We start from the raw sequence: 16,989 nt of genomic DNA on the forward strand, positions 1-16,989 counted from the left end.
ATACTTAGGAGGAGAAAATGAAATATTATGATATATTAAATTCTGCATGTAATGATGTAGGAATAGGGTTTGATGAAAATAAATATAATGCATTTATTAAATATAAATCAATGATTCAAGAATGGAACAAGAAAATAAATTTAACAGCTATAACAGAAGATGAAGATATAATAAAAAAGCATTTTATAGACTGTATTAAAATATATAAATTTGATAAATTTAAGAAATTAAATAAAATAATGGATGTAGGTACAGGTGCAGGATTTCCAGGAATTCCAATAAAAATATTAGAGGAAGAAAAAGAAGTGATTCTGTTAGATTCATTAAATAAGAGAATAAAATTTTTAGATGAAGTTTCTAAAGAATTAAAATTAGAAAATATAAAAAATTTACATGGCAGAGCAGAAGACTATGCTCAAAAAGAAGAATTTAGAGAGCAATTTGATGGTGTGGTTTCTAGAGCAGTTGCTAATATAAGTGTTTTAAGTGAGTTCTGTTTACCTTACATAAGGGTAGGAGGATATTTTATTGCAATGAAAGGCCCAAATGTAAGTGAGGAAATAGATGAAGGTAAAAAGGCTATAGAGTTATTAGGAGGTAAATTACAAGAAATAATACAAGTAGAAGTGGAAGAAAGTGATTTAAAACATAATTTAGTTATTATAGAAAAGATAAAAAATACTCCTAATAAATATCCAAGAAAAGCTGGAATGGTGACCAAAAAACCGTTGAAATAAAATTTTAGTATTATTATGTATTAAAATGTAATAAAAAAGTTAAGCATTATAAGAAGGAAATAAAAGAAATATAGAGAAATGTTAATTAAAGGGAAATTAAGAGGGATGGTTGTTATGAAAGATAATATAAACTATGTAAGCACAGAGCTTATATGTCCTAACTTATATCAACCTAGAAAGGTTTTTGATGAAGAGAGTATAGATGAACTAGCTAAATCTATTAATAGTTATGGAATAATTCAACCGTTATCTGTTAGGAAGTTAAGTGATGATAATTATGAACTTATTGCAGGTGAAAGAAGATTAAGAGCAGCTAAAAAAATAGGATTAGAAAAAGTACCAGTTATAGTAATAGATGTAACAGATCGAGAATCTGCAGCTATAGCATTATTGGAAAATATTCAAAGAGAAGATTTAAATTTTTTAGAAGAAGCTGAAGCATATCAAAATTTAATTACAGAACATAATTATACACAAGAACAATTAGCCAGCGTTATAGGAAAAAAACAATCAACTATAGCAAATAAAATAAGATTATTAAAATTACCTCAAAATATAAGATTAAAATTAATAGAAAATAATTTAACAGAAAGACATGCTCGAGCAATGCTAAGACTTCCTTCAGAGGAATTACAAAATAGTATAATTGATTTAATTATAAAAAAAGGTCTAAATGTAAAGAATACAGAAGAGGCTATAGATAAAGAATTATTAAAATTAGATAATAAAGACATAGGTAAAGATGGCAAGAAAAGAATTAAAGGTATATTTGGATCAAAAATATACATAAACACTGTAAAACAAGTTTTTGATAAATATGGTGTGAGTGCTAAGTATAAATCAAAAGACTATGATGATAAAATAGAAATAACTATAACAATTCCTAAAAAATGATGTGTTTCACGTGAAACACATCATTTTTATTAAATAAGACTTTTATTATTTACATAGTGAATATATAATAGGTAATAGAAGAGAATATTGGTGGTGAATATTATGAAAGTTATATCTGTATTTAATCAAAAAGGAGGAGTTGGGAAAACTACTACAAATATTAATTTGTGTTCTTATTTGTGCATGGAGGGCTATAAAGTACTTGCAATAGATGTTGACCCTCAAGGAAATACCACTAGTGGATTAGGAATTGACAAAAATAGCTTAGCTACATCTATGTACGATTTGTTAACATCCGATATAGATATTAGAGAAACTATTATTACCTGTGAGTTATTAAATAATTTATATTTAATTCCATCTAATTTAGATCTAGCAGGAGCAGAAGTAGAAATAATAAATTTAAAACATAGAGAAAGCATACTAAAAAATAAGATAGAAAAAATAAAAGATGAATTTGATTTCGTCTTTATAGACTGTCCACCGTCTTTAGGTTTTTTAACTCTTAATGCGTTGGTAGCATCTCATAGTGTTCTTGTACCTATGCAGTGTGAATATTACGCCTTAGAAGGAGTTGGACAACTTATAAATACAGTACAACTTGTTAAGAAATCTTTAAATCAACATTTAGAATTAGAAGGAGTTATTGTGAATATGTTTGACGGCAGAACAAAACTTTCATCAGAAGTCTTTTCAGAAATAAAAAAATACTTTAAAGATAAAGTTTTTGATGTAACTATACCAAGAAATGTGAAATTAGCAGAGGCTCCAAGTTTTGGTCTTCCAATTGCACTTTATGATGATAAATGTAAAGGAGCGGAAGCATATAAAAATTTAACTAAAGAGTTCTTAAGGAGGAAAAAAGATATAAAAAATGAGTAAAAAATCTGTTTTAGGAAAGGGACTGGGAGCTTTAATACCCGATGAAATTCAGGAAAAAGAAATAGAAAGAAAAAATACATTGCCTATAGAGTCTATAAAGTCAAATGATAATCAACCAAGGCGAAGTTTTGACGAGGAAAAAATAAGTGAATTATCTCAATCAATTAAAGAATTTGGAATAATACAGCCCATAATAGTAAAAAAAATAGCTAACGGAACTAAATACGAAATAGTAGCTGGAGAAAGAAGATGGAGGGCTGCAAAATTAGCTGGACTAGAAGAAGTACCTGTTATTATAAAAGAACTTTCTAATAGGGAGGTATTGGAAATATCCCTAATAGAAAATATACAAAGAGAAGATTTAAATCCCATAGAAGAATCAAAAGCTTATCAAGAGTTATTAAATAGCTTCAATTTAACTCAGGGAGATTTAAGTAAGAAACTAGGCAAATCTAGAGTTACCATTACAAATTCGTTAAGACTCCTAAATTTAGATGCAAGAGTACAGGAAATGTTAATTCGTGAACTCATAACCGAGGGACATGGAAGAGCATTATTGGCTATAAAAGATATAAATATTCAATTTGAAATAGCACAAAAAATTATTATAAATAAACTAAGTGTGAGGGAAACAGAAAGGGTAGTAAAATCTTTAAATAAAAAAGAAGAAACTAAAGATAGCATTGTTTCTAAGAACAATCCATACTATGAAGATATAAAAAATAGATTAGAAGATTTTTTTCAAACGAAAGTTAAGATAGATAATAAAAATAATAAAGGGAAAATAGAAATAGAATATTATTCTGAAGAAGATTTACAAAGGATAATAGATATATTAAATTTAGAATAAAATTGTTTCACGTGAAACAGCAACGGAAGGAGTAATAGGATGCAAGAATTTATACAAATTTTTCAAAATTATAGTGTTTTTATAGTTCTAGGTTTAATAATAGCTACAATTATATTATTTTTTATAGTTGTTGTACAAGCAAAAGCTATAAATAGATTAGAAAAAAGGTACAGAAAATTTATGAGAGGTGTAGATAATAAAAATTTAGAAGAGTTAATAAATACATACTTAGATAAAGTTGATAAAGCTTCAGAAGAATGTCAATATGCAAAGGAATTATATAAATCTTTAGAGGATAGATTAAATATATGCGTTCAAAAGATAGCAATTATAAGATATAGAGCTTTTGAGGATGTTGGTAGTGACTTGAGCTTTTCAGTGGCACTATTAGATTATAAAGATAGTGGAATTATAATAACAGGAATATATGGTAGAAATGAAAGTACTACCTATGCAAAGCCTATAGATAAAGGAATATCTAGATATGAACTTTCAGAAGAAGAGAATCATGTATTAAAAGAAGCCATGAGCAAATAGAGAGACGTTAAAAATGTCTCTCTATTTTAAGTTTCTACTAGTTTTTTTACCGCCGATAGATTTTAGTACAGAATGATATATTCCATTAGATATTAATTCAGCTAATTGCATAACAGTAAATAATCTCGTATTTTGTAAAACCATAAATTCTAAGGTGCCAGAAATATTTACTATACCAGTTATACTTAAATTACCTACAGGTGGAAGGTCTTTATTAACAGCAGATCCAGGTTTTAAAGGTTTGTCTTCCACGAAAACTTTTCCAATGTTTTGAATATGTCCTAGGCAGGCATCTACTGCAATTATATAAGGGTCATCGAATTTTTTATTTATATATTTTAGAATTTGATGCAAATTTTTAGCATGAACAGGCATTTCTAAGTTACCAAATACATGAAAATTATTCCTAGATAAAAACTTTAAATTATGTCCTACTAAAGGACCTAAACTATCACCAGTAGATCTATCGGAACCAATGCATAATAAAATTATATGTTTTCCAGATGCTAAAACAGGAGTTATGTAGCCACATAACGTATCTCTTAAAGTGATAATAGCACTTTTGGAATTAGAATTAATAATAATTTTGCTTGACATATAAAAAACCTCCTATATGTAATTATTTACAAAAATGAGGTTTTTTATACAAGCATTATAATATATTCACATTAGTAAATACTTTATAAAATACTACAAGAAATATACAGAAAAACATTCCAGTGATTCCAGCAGCTTTTAAGCCTATAAAAATAGCTGCTAATATAGAAATAGGATGCATACCTAAGGAGGAGGATACAATTTTAGGTTCTAATATTTGTCTTATAATAGTAACTACTAGATACCAGATAAGTACGCCTATGGCAGTGAAGTAGTCTTTTTTAATAAATAAATTAACTAAAGCCAAAGGAATATAGACTGAACCTATTCCAAGGATAGGGAGTATATCAAAAATTGCTGCAATAATACTTAAGATAATTGCATAATTAACCCTCAAAACCAAAAATCCTATCAAAGTTTCTACAAAAGTTATTAATATTATAATTAAATAAGAAAGTGCGTAATTAACTAATAATTTTTTAGATTCGTTAAAAATATTGGATATCTTATCAGATTTATCATTGGGAATTATACTAAAAAGTTTATTCTTGGCAGAAGATAGATCTTTTGTAAAAAAGTAAGTTGAAATTAAAGTAAAGAAAATTAACATAAATATATAAGGAATATAAGATAATAATGATATTGTTATTTGAACTAACTTCGTAGTAATTACTACCGTATAATTAGAAAGTTTAGATAGCATAGTCAAAAGATTATTTGATATAGTTTTTAAAATATCTGGATCAAGATTATAATAGTATTTTTCTAGATTTTTTAAAAAGGTCTTTATGTTTTCAGAGTTATTTGAAAGATAAATTTGAGTATTTTTACCAAGATCAATACCTTCTTTAACAATAGAAGTTACAGAGAAGTAAAGTAAAAATATGATTATAGTAAAAAAAATTAATGTTGTTATGAAAGAAGAAAGAGAATTTTTTATACTAAATTTTTTAGTTAAAAACTCAGTAGGCTTTTTTAATATTAAAGAAAAAATGAAAGCTAAAACAAAGGGTAATGAATATTTTAAAGTTTTAAAGAATATTAATACAAAAATTGTATATATTATGAAAAATATAATCATTTTATCAATCTTTTCTAATAAATCATTCATAATATCACATCCTTTTAATTATTTTATAGTCTAATAGAGACCATTGAAAATTTATTATTACCTGTTGTATTATAATTTTTATTTAGTAAAAATAAATATGTTTGCTTAAAGTATTATCATAACATAAAAAGTTTAAAACTCCATCATATACTTTTATTGTAAATCTGATATAATTTTATAATATATTATATAAATAGAAATTTTGCCTTAATATAAAGGAAGGTGCCGTTAACTATATGAAAGATAGCAAAAGTTTAAATTTTAATAATTTTTTTATGTGGGTATTTAAAATTATAAAAAAAGAAAATATACAAGATATTATTTTTATGATTATAAAGATAGTTATAGTATTATTTATTATGTTCATAATGATAAAAGTGGGAAATAGATTAATTGATAAGTCTGTTACAAGACAAAGAAAAACAAGGTTTTCACTAAATGATAAAAAATCTAAAACTATAGGTGCGGTTTTAAAAAGTATTTTAAAGTACAGTGTTTATTTTTTGGGTATATTTACCATAGCAGAGATGACTTTTGGGATTAAAGGAATTACATTAGCTGGTATTGGGGGAGTAGCATTAGGATTTGGAGCTCAAAACTTAGTAAAGGATGTTATTAATGGATTTTTCATATTATTTGAAGAACAGTATGTTGTAGGTGATCTTATTAGTGTAAATGGAAGGCAAGGGATAGTAGAGAGTATAGAGTTAAGAGTTACTAGAATAAGAGATTTTAATGGGGATTTATATATAATACCTAATGGAGCTATTGGAGAAGTTACAAACCACTCAACTGGATTTTCTAGAGCATTGGTTGAGATAAATATATCAAATGATGAAAATATAGATAAAGTAAATGAATTATTAGGAAAAGTGTGTAATGAATATAAGGCTAAAAACGAAAATATGATAGAAGGTCCAGATATAGTTGGTATAACTAAGTTAGATGAAACAAGTGTGACTATAAGGATAGTGGGAAAAGCTAAGCCTTTAACACATTGGAATGTGGAAATGGACCTTAGAAAACTTATAAATAATTTATTAGATAAAGAAGGAATAAAAAGACCATATTCTAAAATTAAAATATTAAAAGAAAATGAGGTGAGTATAAAAAATGAATAAAGTTTTTGACTTAGGGGATATAGTAGAAATGAAAAAAGGTCATCCTTGTGGAAGTAAGAATTGGCAAATCATAAGAATGGGAGCAGATATAAAGATAAAATGTTGTGGATGTGAAAGAATTATAATGCTACCAAGAAGTAAATTTGAAAAATCAATTAAAAAAATTATAAGAAATAACGAAGATAAAGAATAAAGGTATTGATTTTTATATTATATAGTGATAAAATCTATGGGTAATCCCTGCTGTGTAAAGCACAGCCGTTAGTCCAGGGGGAGGAGGTGAATTAAGGATGAGAAAATATGAAACAATATTCATATTACATCCATCATTAGATGAGGAAGCCGTTAAAGAAAATATTGAAAAATTTAAAGGTATCATTGAAAATGGTGGAGGAACTATAGAGAACGTTGATTTATGGGGTAAAAGAAAACTTGCTTACGAAATAGAAAAAGTTACTGAAGGTTATTATACATTAGTAAATTTCACAGCAGATACAGACTTACCTAAAGAATTAGATAGAATATTCAGAATAAACGATTCAGTAATAAGACATATAATAGTAAAGGAAAACTAATAGGTGGTGTATTAAATGAATCGTGTAGTCTTAATTGGAAGGCTTACAAAAGATCCTGAATTAAAGTTTACTCCGGGAACAGGAACAGCTGTAACTACTTTTGTTTTAGCTGTAGATAGAAGGTTTTCCAAAGATGGAAAAAATGAAGCTGACTTTATCCCTGTAGTAGTATGGGGAAAACAGGCAGAATCAACAGCTAATTATATGAGTAAGGGTAAACTTATTGGAATTAGTGGAAGAATTCAAACTAGAAGTTATGAGGCTAAAGATGGCACTAGAAGATATGTTACAGAAGTTGTAGCAGATGAGGTTAAATTCCTAGAATGGGGAAATAAACAGTCATCAGGTTCTCAAGGCTTTAATAATTTTGAATCAGATCCACTAAGTTATAATAATGAAGATAATTACAATGATGATATAACTCCTGTGGACGAAGGAGAAGTTCCATTTTAATAGGTAAGGAGGGGAAATGGATGAGCAGAGAAGGAGCAAGAGATAATGGCGCTAGAAGAAATTCTGGTAGAGTTAGAAGATCTAAAAAGAAAGTTTGTATTTTCTGTGCAGATAAAGTTGATACAATCGACTACAAAGATATAAATAAATTAAGAAAATATGTAACTGAAAGAGGAAAAATTCTTCCAAGAAGAATTTCAGGTAACTGTGCAAAACATCAAAGAAAGCTTACTATAGCTATTAAAAAAGCTAGAAATATAGCTTTACTACCATATACAACAGAATAATAAAGTTACATAAAGAAGGAAAAGTTTATTAAAACTTTTCCTTCTTTATTTTAATATATATTTAATATTTATAATTATTATTGTAAAAAAGATGCACTACCCATATAATTAAAGTATGTATTATTATGATATCCTTATTATAATAATTAATTTTCTTAATAAGGAATTTTAAAAGGGGATGTTGTAATGAAAAAAAATGGTTTAAATATAATGAGAAATATTCAAATTGTAGAAAGTCTAAAAGCTGAGCTAATTTGTATAATAGGTGATTTTTATAAGCTATTAACAAAAGGTAGCAATGTTGCACAAGGTGCTTTGTTGGATTGTATATCTGGAGCAATAACTATACTCTATATATTAGCCGACAGATTAGGATATTCTCACACCGCAGTAGACGAAAATATTAAGAAAAAATTAAAAATGGGAATAATAGAAAATGATGAAGTAGAGGTAGAAGGAAAAGATTTAAGTAGATTATATACTCACTTAAAAGAAAGACAGTAGTTGGAGGTATAATATGAGTAATAAATACAATACTAAGTCATTAGTAGAGGCTGGATTATTAACTGCAATACTAATAATCTTAATTTTACTGAGTTTTTATATACCCATATTTTCTGTAGCAGGAAAGTTTATACTACCAATACCAGTTGTAATATTGTATATGAGACATAATTTAAAGAATACAATTATATCTTTAGTGGTAACTGGTATTATTACAGGAATTATGTATAATCCGATATATAGTCTAACTAGTACTATTATGTTCGGACTTATAGGTATAGTATTAGGATATTCAATAAAAAATAAAAAAAGTTTTGGATTTACATTATCTATTTTATCTTTAGCCTTTATATTAGGAACTTTGTTAGATTTTACTGTATATGCAAAACTAATAAATAACACTAGTTTATCTGAATTTATAAACCAATTTATAAATCAATTAATTGAAGTATTTGATGAAACAATAACTATGTACAAAAATTTAGGAATGCCTGAACAACAATTAAAACCTATTTTGGATTCATTAGAAGCGGCTAAGTCTGGTTTACTATTGAAAATGATGCCAGCTTTCCTTATAATCTCAGCAGTTTTATTTTCATATTTAACTTTTATTATATCAAAGTCCATATTAAAGAAATTAAGATATAATGATATTATGGAAATTACACCCATTAGTAAAATACAAATTAGTATAAAAGTAGCTACTATAGTTGCTATTTTTTTACTAATAGGAGTAATTTTAGTTAGACAAAATATAAAACATAGTGACTATATTTTGATTTCTACTCAATTAATACTTCAGTATATGTTTTTAATAGAGGGTATATCTGTAGCTATTTTTTATCTTAAAAATAAATTTAACATGTCAAAAGGATTAATAATAGTTATAATGATATTCACCATATTTTCAAAATTAGGTATGATATATTTTGTACTGGGATTTATGGATTTAATAGTTGATTTTAGAAAGTTAGATCCTAATAGAAGGATGAGAATTAAATAATGGGAGGTTTTTATGGGTAGTAAATATAAAAAGTTAATAACTCCCACTAAAGGATATATAGTTATAAGTGCAGTGCTAATAATGATAATAATGTATCAAAATGTTTTAATAGGAGTTTTTTTTCTAATAATATATATATTACTTTTGATTCATAATATTAAAAGTAATAAAATAAGGAAAGACCAATGGAAAGAGTTTATAGAAAATTTTTCATATAATTTGGATAGTGCAACTAGGAATACATTGCTTAATCTTCCTTTACCTATGCTTATATTGAATAATAATGGAAATATAATTTGGTATAATTATAGCTTTTCTAAAATACTAGATGGTAAAGATGTATTGGAAATGAGTATAGAAAATATAATAAATGAATTTGATATTAATAAAATTAATGATAATGAAATGTCTAAATTAGAAAATATCAAAATATTTAATGGATATTATAATATTTATGCTAATACTCTTGAAACAAACTCTACTTTATCTAAAGAAGGGCAAAAACTTATTCTTCTTTATTTATCTGATGTAACAGAAGTCAATAGACAACTAGAATATATAAACAATAGTAAAGAAGTTATAATGCTTATAGAAGTAGATAACTTAGATGATGTAATAAAAAGTACTGAAGAGGATAAAAAACCTTTACTCATTGCAGAAATAGAAAGAGCAATAAATAGTTATGCTCAGAATTTAAGTGCAATGTTAAAGAAATATGATTACAATAAGTATATACTATGTATTGAAAATCAGTATATAGAAAAAGAAATGGAGAAAAAATTTGAAATATTAGATGTAGTAAAGGATATAAATATAGGTAATAAATTAATGGTTACACTTAGTATTGGAGTAGGTAGAAATGGAGAAAATCCTCTTGAAGATGGCAAATTTGCTACATCAGCAAAGGAATTAGCACTTGGACGTGGTGGTGATCAAGTAGTAGTAAAAAGTGGAGAAAATCTGGATTTTTATGGAGGGAAAACCAAAGAATTAGAAAAAAGAACAAAGGTAAAAGCTAGAGTGGTTTCATATGTACTTTTAGATTTAATAAAAGAGAGTAATAAAGTATTTATAATGGGACATATAAATCCAGATATAGATTGTTTAGGTTCAGCCTTAGGACTATATAGTATAATTAATTCTTTAGAAAAAGAGTGTTATATAATATTAGAGGACATAAATACTAGCATAAGAACCTTGATGGATAAGATAAAAGAGGAACAGGTATATAATAGTATTTTTATTAATAGTAATAAAGCTATAGAAAAAATAGATGAGAACAGTTTACTTATAATAGTAGATGTTCACAGCAAAGGTCATGTTGAAAACATGAAGGTTGTAGAGAAGTCTAAAAAATTGGTCATTATAGACCATCATAGAAAATCTACGGATTACATTGAAGGTGCATTGTTAAGTTATACAGAACCATATGCGTCATCTACTTCTGAGTTAGTTACAGAACTTATTCAATATATGGTTGAAAAACCTGCATTAAGAGCAATTGAAGCAGAAGCATTATTGGCAGGTATATGCGTTGATACCAAGAATTTTTATTTTAAAACCGGTGTTAGAACCTTTGAAGCAGCGTCTTTTTTAAAGCGTTTAGGAGCAGATACTATTGATGTTAAAAAGTTGCTTTCAGACGATTTAAATACTCATTTAAAAAAATATGAAATTATTAAAACGGTAGAAGTAAAAAATAATATAGCTGTAGCCATTTGTCCTCAAGATATACAAGATACATTATTAGCGGCTCAAGTAGCGGATGAATTAATAAATATTATTGGTATTTATACCTCATTTGTACTTGTGAAGGTGGAAAATGATATTTATATAAGTGGCAGATCTTTAGGAGATATTAATGTTCAATTAATACTTGAATCCTTGGGAGGGGGAGGACATATGACTATGGCTGGGGCAAAATTAAAAGATATGACTATAGAAGAAGCTTTAAAAGAGCTTCAAAATTCAATAGATAAATACTTAAGTGAAGGTGATGAAAAATGAAAGTTATATTATTAAAGGATGTAAAAAAATTAGGAAAGAAAGACGATGTAGTTAATGTATCCGATGGATATGCTAGGAATTTCTTATTTCCTAGGAAATTAGCTTTAGAAGCTAAGGAATCAAATTTAAATTTATTAAACAATAAAAAGGAAGCAGAAAGAAAGCAGAAGTTAGCAGAACTGGAGGAAGCTCAAAAGCTAGCAGAGGAATTAAAAAATCAAGAACTTATTTTAAAAGTTAAATCAGGAGATAATGGAAAATTATTTGGTTCTATAACAGGAAAAGATATATCTGATGAACTTAAAAAGAAGTTTAAATTAGACATTGATAGAAGAAAAATAAATGTAGAGAATATAAGACAATTAGGGGTATACGATGTAGAAATTAAATTATATCCAGAAGTTTCAACAAAAATTAAAGTTAAGATTGAAGATATATAAGGAGGAACGATTTTAAAATTGGAACAGAATCAACAGTATGAATTAGAACAAAACGCTATATCTTTAGAAGTACAAATTAATGTGCTATATGAGATGGTCAAGAAAATGTTAAATGAAAAAATAATTAGAAAAAGAACTATAAAATATAAATTACAAGATTATATTAATAGTGATGATGTATATAAAAGATTGTATGCTTTAAATAAAATAGTTACAGATGGGAAAGGTGTAGAAATAGTTCCCAACCATAAAGATGCATTTGATATACTAGAAGATACAAATAAACACATTGCAGATATACTAGCAAAAAGATATATACAAAATAATATAGAAAAACAAGTAGAAAAGAATTTAATAGAGAAACAAAATAAATATATGGATGAGATACGTCTTGGCATAATAAAAAATCAAAAAGGATCAGAAAATAGTAGTACATTAAAAAAGTATAATCGTTTAGAAATGCTAGATAAGAAGAAACTTACTAAAAGCATTCAATCATTATTAAGACCAGAAGAGTTTCCAGAAATTGTGGGCCAAGAAATAGCTATTAAGTCTTTATTGTCAAAAGTAGCTTCTCCATATCCACAACATATAATTCTATATGGACCACCTGGGGTAGGAAAAACTACTGCTGCTAGGTTGGCATTAGAGGAAGGAAAAAGGCTTAATAATACACCTTTTGAAGAAGATGCAAAGTTTATAGAAGTTGATGGAACTACTTTAAGATGGGATCCTAGAGAGATAACAAACCCATTGCTTGGATCTGTACATGATCCTATATATCAAGGGAGTAAAAGAGACTTAGCTGAGGTTGGAATACCTGAGCCTAAGCCGGGACTTGTTACAGAAGCACATGGTGGAGTTCTATTTATAGATGAAATAGGTGAATTAGATTATATACTACAAAATAAATTACTAAAAGTCCTAGAGGATAAGAGAGTTGAATTTTCATCATCTTATTATGATCCAGATGATGAGAATATACCTAAATATATTAAATATTTATTCGATAAGGGAGCACCAGCAGATTTTATACTAATAGGGGCAACCACTAGAGAACCATCAGAAATAAATCCTGCTTTAAGATCTAGATGTACAGAAGTGTATTTTCAACCATTAACACCAAATGATATAGAAAAAATAGTTTTAAATGCTGCAGAAAAAATAAATGTAGAATTAGGCGAAGGTGTTTCAGAAGCCATAAGTAGGTATACAATAGAGGGAAGAAAAGCCATTAATATCTTAGCAGATGTATATGGATATGTGCTTTATAATAAAGGTATTTTAATAACAGAAGATAAGGTAAAGATAGGAATGGATGATTTAAAAGAGGTAATATCTATTAATAGATTAATACCTTATGAAAAGCTAGAAAAAGAGAACAAGCCTGAAGTTGGACATGTATATGGTTTAGGTGTAAGTGGATATATAGGTTCTACTATAGAGATTGAAGCAGCAGTATTTGAAGCTCAAGGAAAAGGTAAAGGACAAGTAAGATTTAACGATACAGCTGGAAGTATGGCAAAGGATTCAGTATTCAATGCAGCATCTGTTATTAGAAAAATTACTAAAAAAGATTTAAGGGACTATGATATACATGTTAATGTTATAGGGGGAGGAAGAATAGATGGTCCTTCTGCTGGAGCAGCTATAACAGTTTGTATAATTAGTGCACTATTAGATAAGCCTATAAAGCAAGATATAGCTATTACAGGAGAAATATCATTAAAGGGAAAAGTAAAGCCTGTAGGGGGCATTTTTGAGAAAATATATGGTGCAAGAAGAAAGAGAATAAAAACCGTTGTTATACCAAAGGAAAATTTAAGAGAAGCTCCACAAGGATTAGATGATATTCAAATAAAAGCTGTAGATAATATAGAAGAATTATTAGATATAGTATTTTAAGTTGTTTAAATTAATTATATTTGTACAAACTTAATGCTATAAGGAGAGATGAGTAATGGACGCACCATTAAGAAGTATGCCTCAAAATATTGATGCAGAACAATCTGTACTAGGAGCTATGATAATAGATAAGACTTCCATAGCACAAGCTTTAGAAGTCTTAAATAAAGAAGATTTTTACAAAGAAGCTCATCAAACAATATATGAGGCAATTTTAGATTTATATAAAAAAGATGTTGCAGTGGATATGGTTACTATAACTGAAAATCTTCAATCAAAAGAAAAACTAGAATTAGTTGGTGGAGTAACTTATATAAGTGAAGTTGGTACTTCCGTTATATCTACTGCTAATTTGCAATCCTATATTGATATAGTTAAAGATAAATCTACATTAAGAAAGCTTATAAGAGCATCAACAGAAATAATTAACGATAGTTATAATAAGCAAGATGATGTAGTTAATGTGGTAGATTCAGCAGAAAAGAAAATATTCAATATAGGTATTAACAGAAATGCTAGTGATTTTGAGGCTATGAATACAGTACTAGAAAGAGGATTTTTAGAAATTGAGAAAATATTTAACAATAAAGGTGGAGTAACAGGTGTACCATCAGGATTTCCAGAACTAGATAGCAAAACATCAGGTTTTCAAAAGGGAGACATGATTCTAATAGCAGCAAGACCTTCTATGGGAAAAACAACTTTCGCATTGAACTTAGCACAATATGCAGCGTTGAGAGAAGGAAAGAGTATAGCAGTATTCTCTTTAGAGATGTCTAAAGAACAGCTGGCCTATAAACTTTTATGTTCAGAAGCCAATGTTGATATGTTAAAGTTAAGAACAGGTAATTTAGAAGATAAAGATTGGGAAAATATAGCTAAAGCATCAGGACCATTATCTTTAGCAAAAATATACATAGACGATACACCAGGTATAACTGTAATGGAAATGCGATCAAAATGTAGAAGGCTAAAAATGGAAAGAGGAATAGACATGATAGTAATAGACTATCTTCAACTTATGGCTGGAAGTAGATCAAGTGAAAGTAGACAGCAGGAAGTATCTGAAATATCCAGATCTATTAAAGCTTTAGCAAAGGAAATGGAATGTCCTGTTATCGCTCTATCACAGTTATCCCGTGCACCAGAACAAAGAACAGATCATAGACCTATGTTATCTGACTTAAGAGAGTCAGGATCCATTGAGCAAGATGCAGATTTAGTAATGTTTTTATATAGGGATGAATACTACAATAAAGAAACTGAAGAAAAAAACGTAGCTGAATGTATAATATCTAAACAAAGAAATGGTCCTACAGGAACAGTTAAATTAGCCTGGTTAGGACAATATAGCAAATTTGCAAGATTGGATATTATACACCAAGAATAATATAAAGTCAGTGGATTAATTCACTGACTTTATGTTATAATGTTCTTATAGTAGTATGGTAAAATATTACATATTCGTACCATCTATAAATATATAATTAATAAAAGTGAGAGGTGGACAGATGACTAAATCAATTAATTTTAAAAAAGTATTATATATTTCTTTAATGCTATTCACATTTTTATTTAACAGCAATTGCAAGGTAAATGCTGAAACTATTAAAGATGTAAATAACACAAACGAAATAAATAAAGTAGAGAATACTTCTGATAAAAAAGAAGAAAAATTTCCCTTAGATAAAAGCACCTTATTAAATAGTGTAGAAATAAAATCTAATTACAATCCTATATATAATAATAGAATTGTACAATTTGAAGTTAATTCAAATTACAATAATAAACTAAATTATAGAGCATTGCTACACTCTAAGGACAAAGATTCATGGCAAGATGTAACATCAGGATATACTTTAAATAGAAATGGAAATGAAGTTTTTCAGGTAAATTTATTTAATGTTGAGGTAGGCGACTACGAATTAGTTATATTTGCTAAAACCCCCGCTTCAGAAGGAAAATATAAGGCACAAATGGGAGACTATGAAATAGCATATGATGATTATAAGTCAAAGGAATTTACATGTTTAAAGAATGGTGAACCAGATGTATCTATATCTTTTGATAATAAAACAAAAATGTATGAAGGAGCATCTAAAGATATCTCAGTTAAGACAAATTCATATCATGGATTAGTTCAATACAAGGTATTAATGCATTCTTCAAATAATGGAAGATGGACAGATTTAAGCAAAGGATATACAGATGAATTAAAATCTGAAGATACTTATAAAATAAATACAGGAAAGTTATCAGCAGGAAACTATAAAATAGCTGTTAGAGTAAAAAAGGCATGGGATAAAGGAAGTAAATCTGATAATTTAGGAGATTATGATACTTCAGAAGTAATAGAATTCAGCGTACTAAAAAAACCAACTCCTCCTAAGAAACCAACACAGCCTAGCTCTAAATATCCTCCAGCACCTAAGATAGAACCTTTATATGTTGGTAATGATAGTGAGATTACTAAAATTAGGGTGAGAAAAGGTCCAAGCCTTAATACTGATATAGCTGGTCATATATATGGAAGTACTCAAGAAATTAAGGTATTAGGTAGAAGTGGAGATTTCTATAAGGTACAAGCTACGGATTATGATAGCTTAAATACAATTAATGGGTATATAAAATCAAATTATGTTAAGAAAGTTATTCCTAATAATACATATAGTATATTAGTAAGTCTAGCTAATCAAAAAGTATATATATATGAAAATAATAGGCTTATAAAATCTTTTATTTGTTCTACAGGAATGAGAGGTACACCTACTATTAAAGGTAGATTTTTAATAGGAGGAAGAGGAGCAAGTTTTGGACAAGAACATGGATATATTTGCTATAATTTCATAAGATTTAATTATGATTATTTATTCCATAGTGTACTTCATAATTTAGATGGAAGTATTATACAAAGTGAATATAATAAATTAGGAACACAAGCTTCTCATGGATGTGTACGACTTAAGGATGAGGATATAAAATGGATGTATAATAATATTCCAAGAAATACATTAGTAGTAATTCAATAAGATTATAATAGGGACTCTTAGAATTTTAAAGAGTCTCTTTTTATTATTTGTAAAAGA

19 protein-coding genes are annotated in these 16,989 nt (G+C 27.5%); 17 read left to right on the forward strand and 2 right to left on the reverse strand.

Annotated elements, in window-relative coordinates; translation table 11 throughout:
* The first annotated feature begins 17 nt into the window (after nucleotides 1-17).
* The 5 genes from rsmG to B5D21_RS11890 all read left to right on the forward strand — a co-directional run bounded on the left by rsmG (nucleotide 18) and on the right by B5D21_RS11890 (nucleotide 3,900).
* Complete coding sequence (gene rsmG / locus B5D21_RS11870) at nucleotides 18-737, forward strand: 16S rRNA (guanine(527)-N(7))-methyltransferase RsmG (RefSeq protein WP_011098424.1); 720 nt, start codon at nucleotides 18-20, stop codon at nucleotides 735-737.
* A gap of 114 nt (nucleotides 738-851) precedes the next feature.
* The gene (gene noc, locus B5D21_RS11875; protein WP_035110701.1) at nucleotides 852-1,631 is read left to right on the forward strand and encodes a nucleoid occlusion protein; all 780 of its coding nucleotides are present in this window, start codon (nucleotides 852-854) and stop codon (nucleotides 1,629-1,631) included.
* 102 nt (nucleotides 1,632-1,733) lie between these two features.
* Nucleotides 1,734-2,513, forward strand: coding sequence for a ParA family protein (locus tag B5D21_RS11880; RefSeq protein ID WP_035110700.1), 780 nt, complete (start codon nucleotides 1,734-1,736; stop codon nucleotides 2,511-2,513).
* Complete coding sequence (locus B5D21_RS11885) at nucleotides 2,506-3,363, forward strand: ParB/RepB/Spo0J family partition protein (protein WP_011098427.1); 858 nt, start codon at nucleotides 2,506-2,508, stop codon at nucleotides 3,361-3,363. The genes B5D21_RS11880 and B5D21_RS11885 overlap by 8 nt, the downstream gene beginning before the upstream one ends.
* Before the next feature lie 39 nt (nucleotides 3,364-3,402).
* Complete coding sequence (locus B5D21_RS11890; protein WP_011098428.1) at nucleotides 3,403-3,900, forward strand: DUF4446 family protein; 498 nt, start codon at nucleotides 3,403-3,405, stop codon at nucleotides 3,898-3,900.
* 21 nt (nucleotides 3,901-3,921) lie between these two features.
* Here the strand turns inward: B5D21_RS11890 and yyaC are convergent, their stop codons facing one another.
* The gene (gene yyaC, locus B5D21_RS11895) at nucleotides 3,922-4,497 is read right to left on the reverse strand and encodes a spore protease YyaC (protein ID WP_011098429.1); all 576 of its coding nucleotides are present in this window, start codon (nucleotides 4,495-4,497) and stop codon (nucleotides 3,922-3,924) included.
* 55 nt (nucleotides 4,498-4,552) lie between these two features.
* Nucleotides 4,553-5,608, reverse strand: a complete 1,056-nt coding sequence (gene ytvI, locus B5D21_RS11900; protein WP_011098430.1) for a sporulation integral membrane protein YtvI — start codon at nucleotides 5,606-5,608, stop codon at nucleotides 4,553-4,555.
* 236 nt (nucleotides 5,609-5,844) lie between these two features.
* Here ytvI and B5D21_RS11905 point away from each other — a divergent pair, with 236 nt between their 5' ends.
* The 12 genes from B5D21_RS11905 to B5D21_RS11960 all read left to right on the forward strand — a co-directional run bounded on the left by B5D21_RS11905 (nucleotide 5,845) and on the right by B5D21_RS11960 (nucleotide 16,932).
* Complete coding sequence (locus B5D21_RS11905; protein WP_011098431.1) at nucleotides 5,845-6,729, forward strand: mechanosensitive ion channel family protein; 885 nt, start codon at nucleotides 5,845-5,847, stop codon at nucleotides 6,727-6,729.
* The gene (locus tag B5D21_RS11910) at nucleotides 6,722-6,922 is read left to right on the forward strand and encodes a DUF951 domain-containing protein (RefSeq protein WP_035110697.1); all 201 of its coding nucleotides are present in this window, start codon (nucleotides 6,722-6,724) and stop codon (nucleotides 6,920-6,922) included. Before B5D21_RS11905 ends, B5D21_RS11910 begins: the two co-directional genes overlap by 8 nt.
* Nucleotides 6,923-7,019: 97 nt before the next feature.
* On the forward strand, nucleotides 7,020-7,304 hold the full coding sequence (gene rpsF, locus B5D21_RS11915) for a 30S ribosomal protein S6 (protein WP_023436913.1): 285 nt from the start codon (nucleotides 7,020-7,022) through the stop codon (nucleotides 7,302-7,304).
* 15 nt (nucleotides 7,305-7,319) lie between these two features.
* Nucleotides 7,320-7,757 (forward strand): single-stranded DNA-binding protein, encoded by a 438-nt coding sequence (locus B5D21_RS11920; protein ID WP_011098432.1) that lies wholly within the window; start codon nucleotides 7,320-7,322, stop codon nucleotides 7,755-7,757.
* Nucleotides 7,758-7,777: 20 nt separating this feature from the next.
* The gene (rpsR, locus tag B5D21_RS11925) at nucleotides 7,778-8,044 is read left to right on the forward strand and encodes a 30S ribosomal protein S18 (RefSeq protein ID WP_023436916.1); all 267 of its coding nucleotides are present in this window, start codon (nucleotides 7,778-7,780) and stop codon (nucleotides 8,042-8,044) included.
* 186 nt (nucleotides 8,045-8,230) lie between these two features.
* Nucleotides 8,231-8,548 (forward strand): MazG-like family protein, encoded by a 318-nt coding sequence (locus tag B5D21_RS11930; RefSeq protein ID WP_011098433.1) that lies wholly within the window; start codon nucleotides 8,231-8,233, stop codon nucleotides 8,546-8,548.
* 13 nt (nucleotides 8,549-8,561) lie between these two features.
* Nucleotides 8,562-9,551, forward strand: coding sequence for a YybS family protein (locus B5D21_RS11935; protein ID WP_011098434.1), 990 nt, complete (start codon nucleotides 8,562-8,564; stop codon nucleotides 9,549-9,551).
* Between the two features lie 12 nt (nucleotides 9,552-9,563).
* Nucleotides 9,564-11,558 carry a DHH family phosphoesterase gene (locus tag B5D21_RS11940; protein WP_011098435.1) on the forward strand — a complete coding sequence of 665 codons (1,995 nt, stop codon included), beginning with the start codon at nucleotides 9,564-9,566 and terminating at the stop codon, nucleotides 11,556-11,558.
* Nucleotides 11,555-11,998: a 50S ribosomal protein L9 gene (gene rplI, locus B5D21_RS11945; RefSeq protein WP_011098436.1), complete on the forward strand. Its 444-nt coding sequence runs from the start codon at nucleotides 11,555-11,557 to the stop codon at nucleotides 11,996-11,998. The genes B5D21_RS11940 and rplI overlap by 4 nt, the downstream gene beginning before the upstream one ends.
* Before the next feature lie 18 nt (nucleotides 11,999-12,016).
* Nucleotides 12,017-13,903 carry a Lon family ATP-dependent protease gene (lonC, locus tag B5D21_RS11950; RefSeq protein ID WP_011098437.1) on the forward strand — a complete coding sequence of 629 codons (1,887 nt, stop codon included), beginning with the start codon at nucleotides 12,017-12,019 and terminating at the stop codon, nucleotides 13,901-13,903.
* A gap of 55 nt (nucleotides 13,904-13,958) precedes the next feature.
* On the forward strand, nucleotides 13,959-15,293 hold the full coding sequence (locus B5D21_RS11955) for a replicative DNA helicase (protein ID WP_011098438.1): 1,335 nt from the start codon (nucleotides 13,959-13,961) through the stop codon (nucleotides 15,291-15,293).
* A 121-nt stretch (nucleotides 15,294-15,414) separates the two neighbouring features.
* Nucleotides 15,415-16,932: a L,D-transpeptidase family protein gene (locus B5D21_RS11960; RefSeq protein ID WP_052042358.1), complete on the forward strand. Its 1,518-nt coding sequence runs from the start codon at nucleotides 15,415-15,417 to the stop codon at nucleotides 16,930-16,932.
* Nucleotides 16,933-16,989 lie beyond the last annotated feature (57 nt).

Source organism: Clostridium tetani (assembly GCF_900167265.1).
Taxonomy (GTDB): Bacteria; Bacillota; Clostridia; order Clostridiales; family Clostridiaceae; genus Clostridium_G; species Clostridium_G tetani.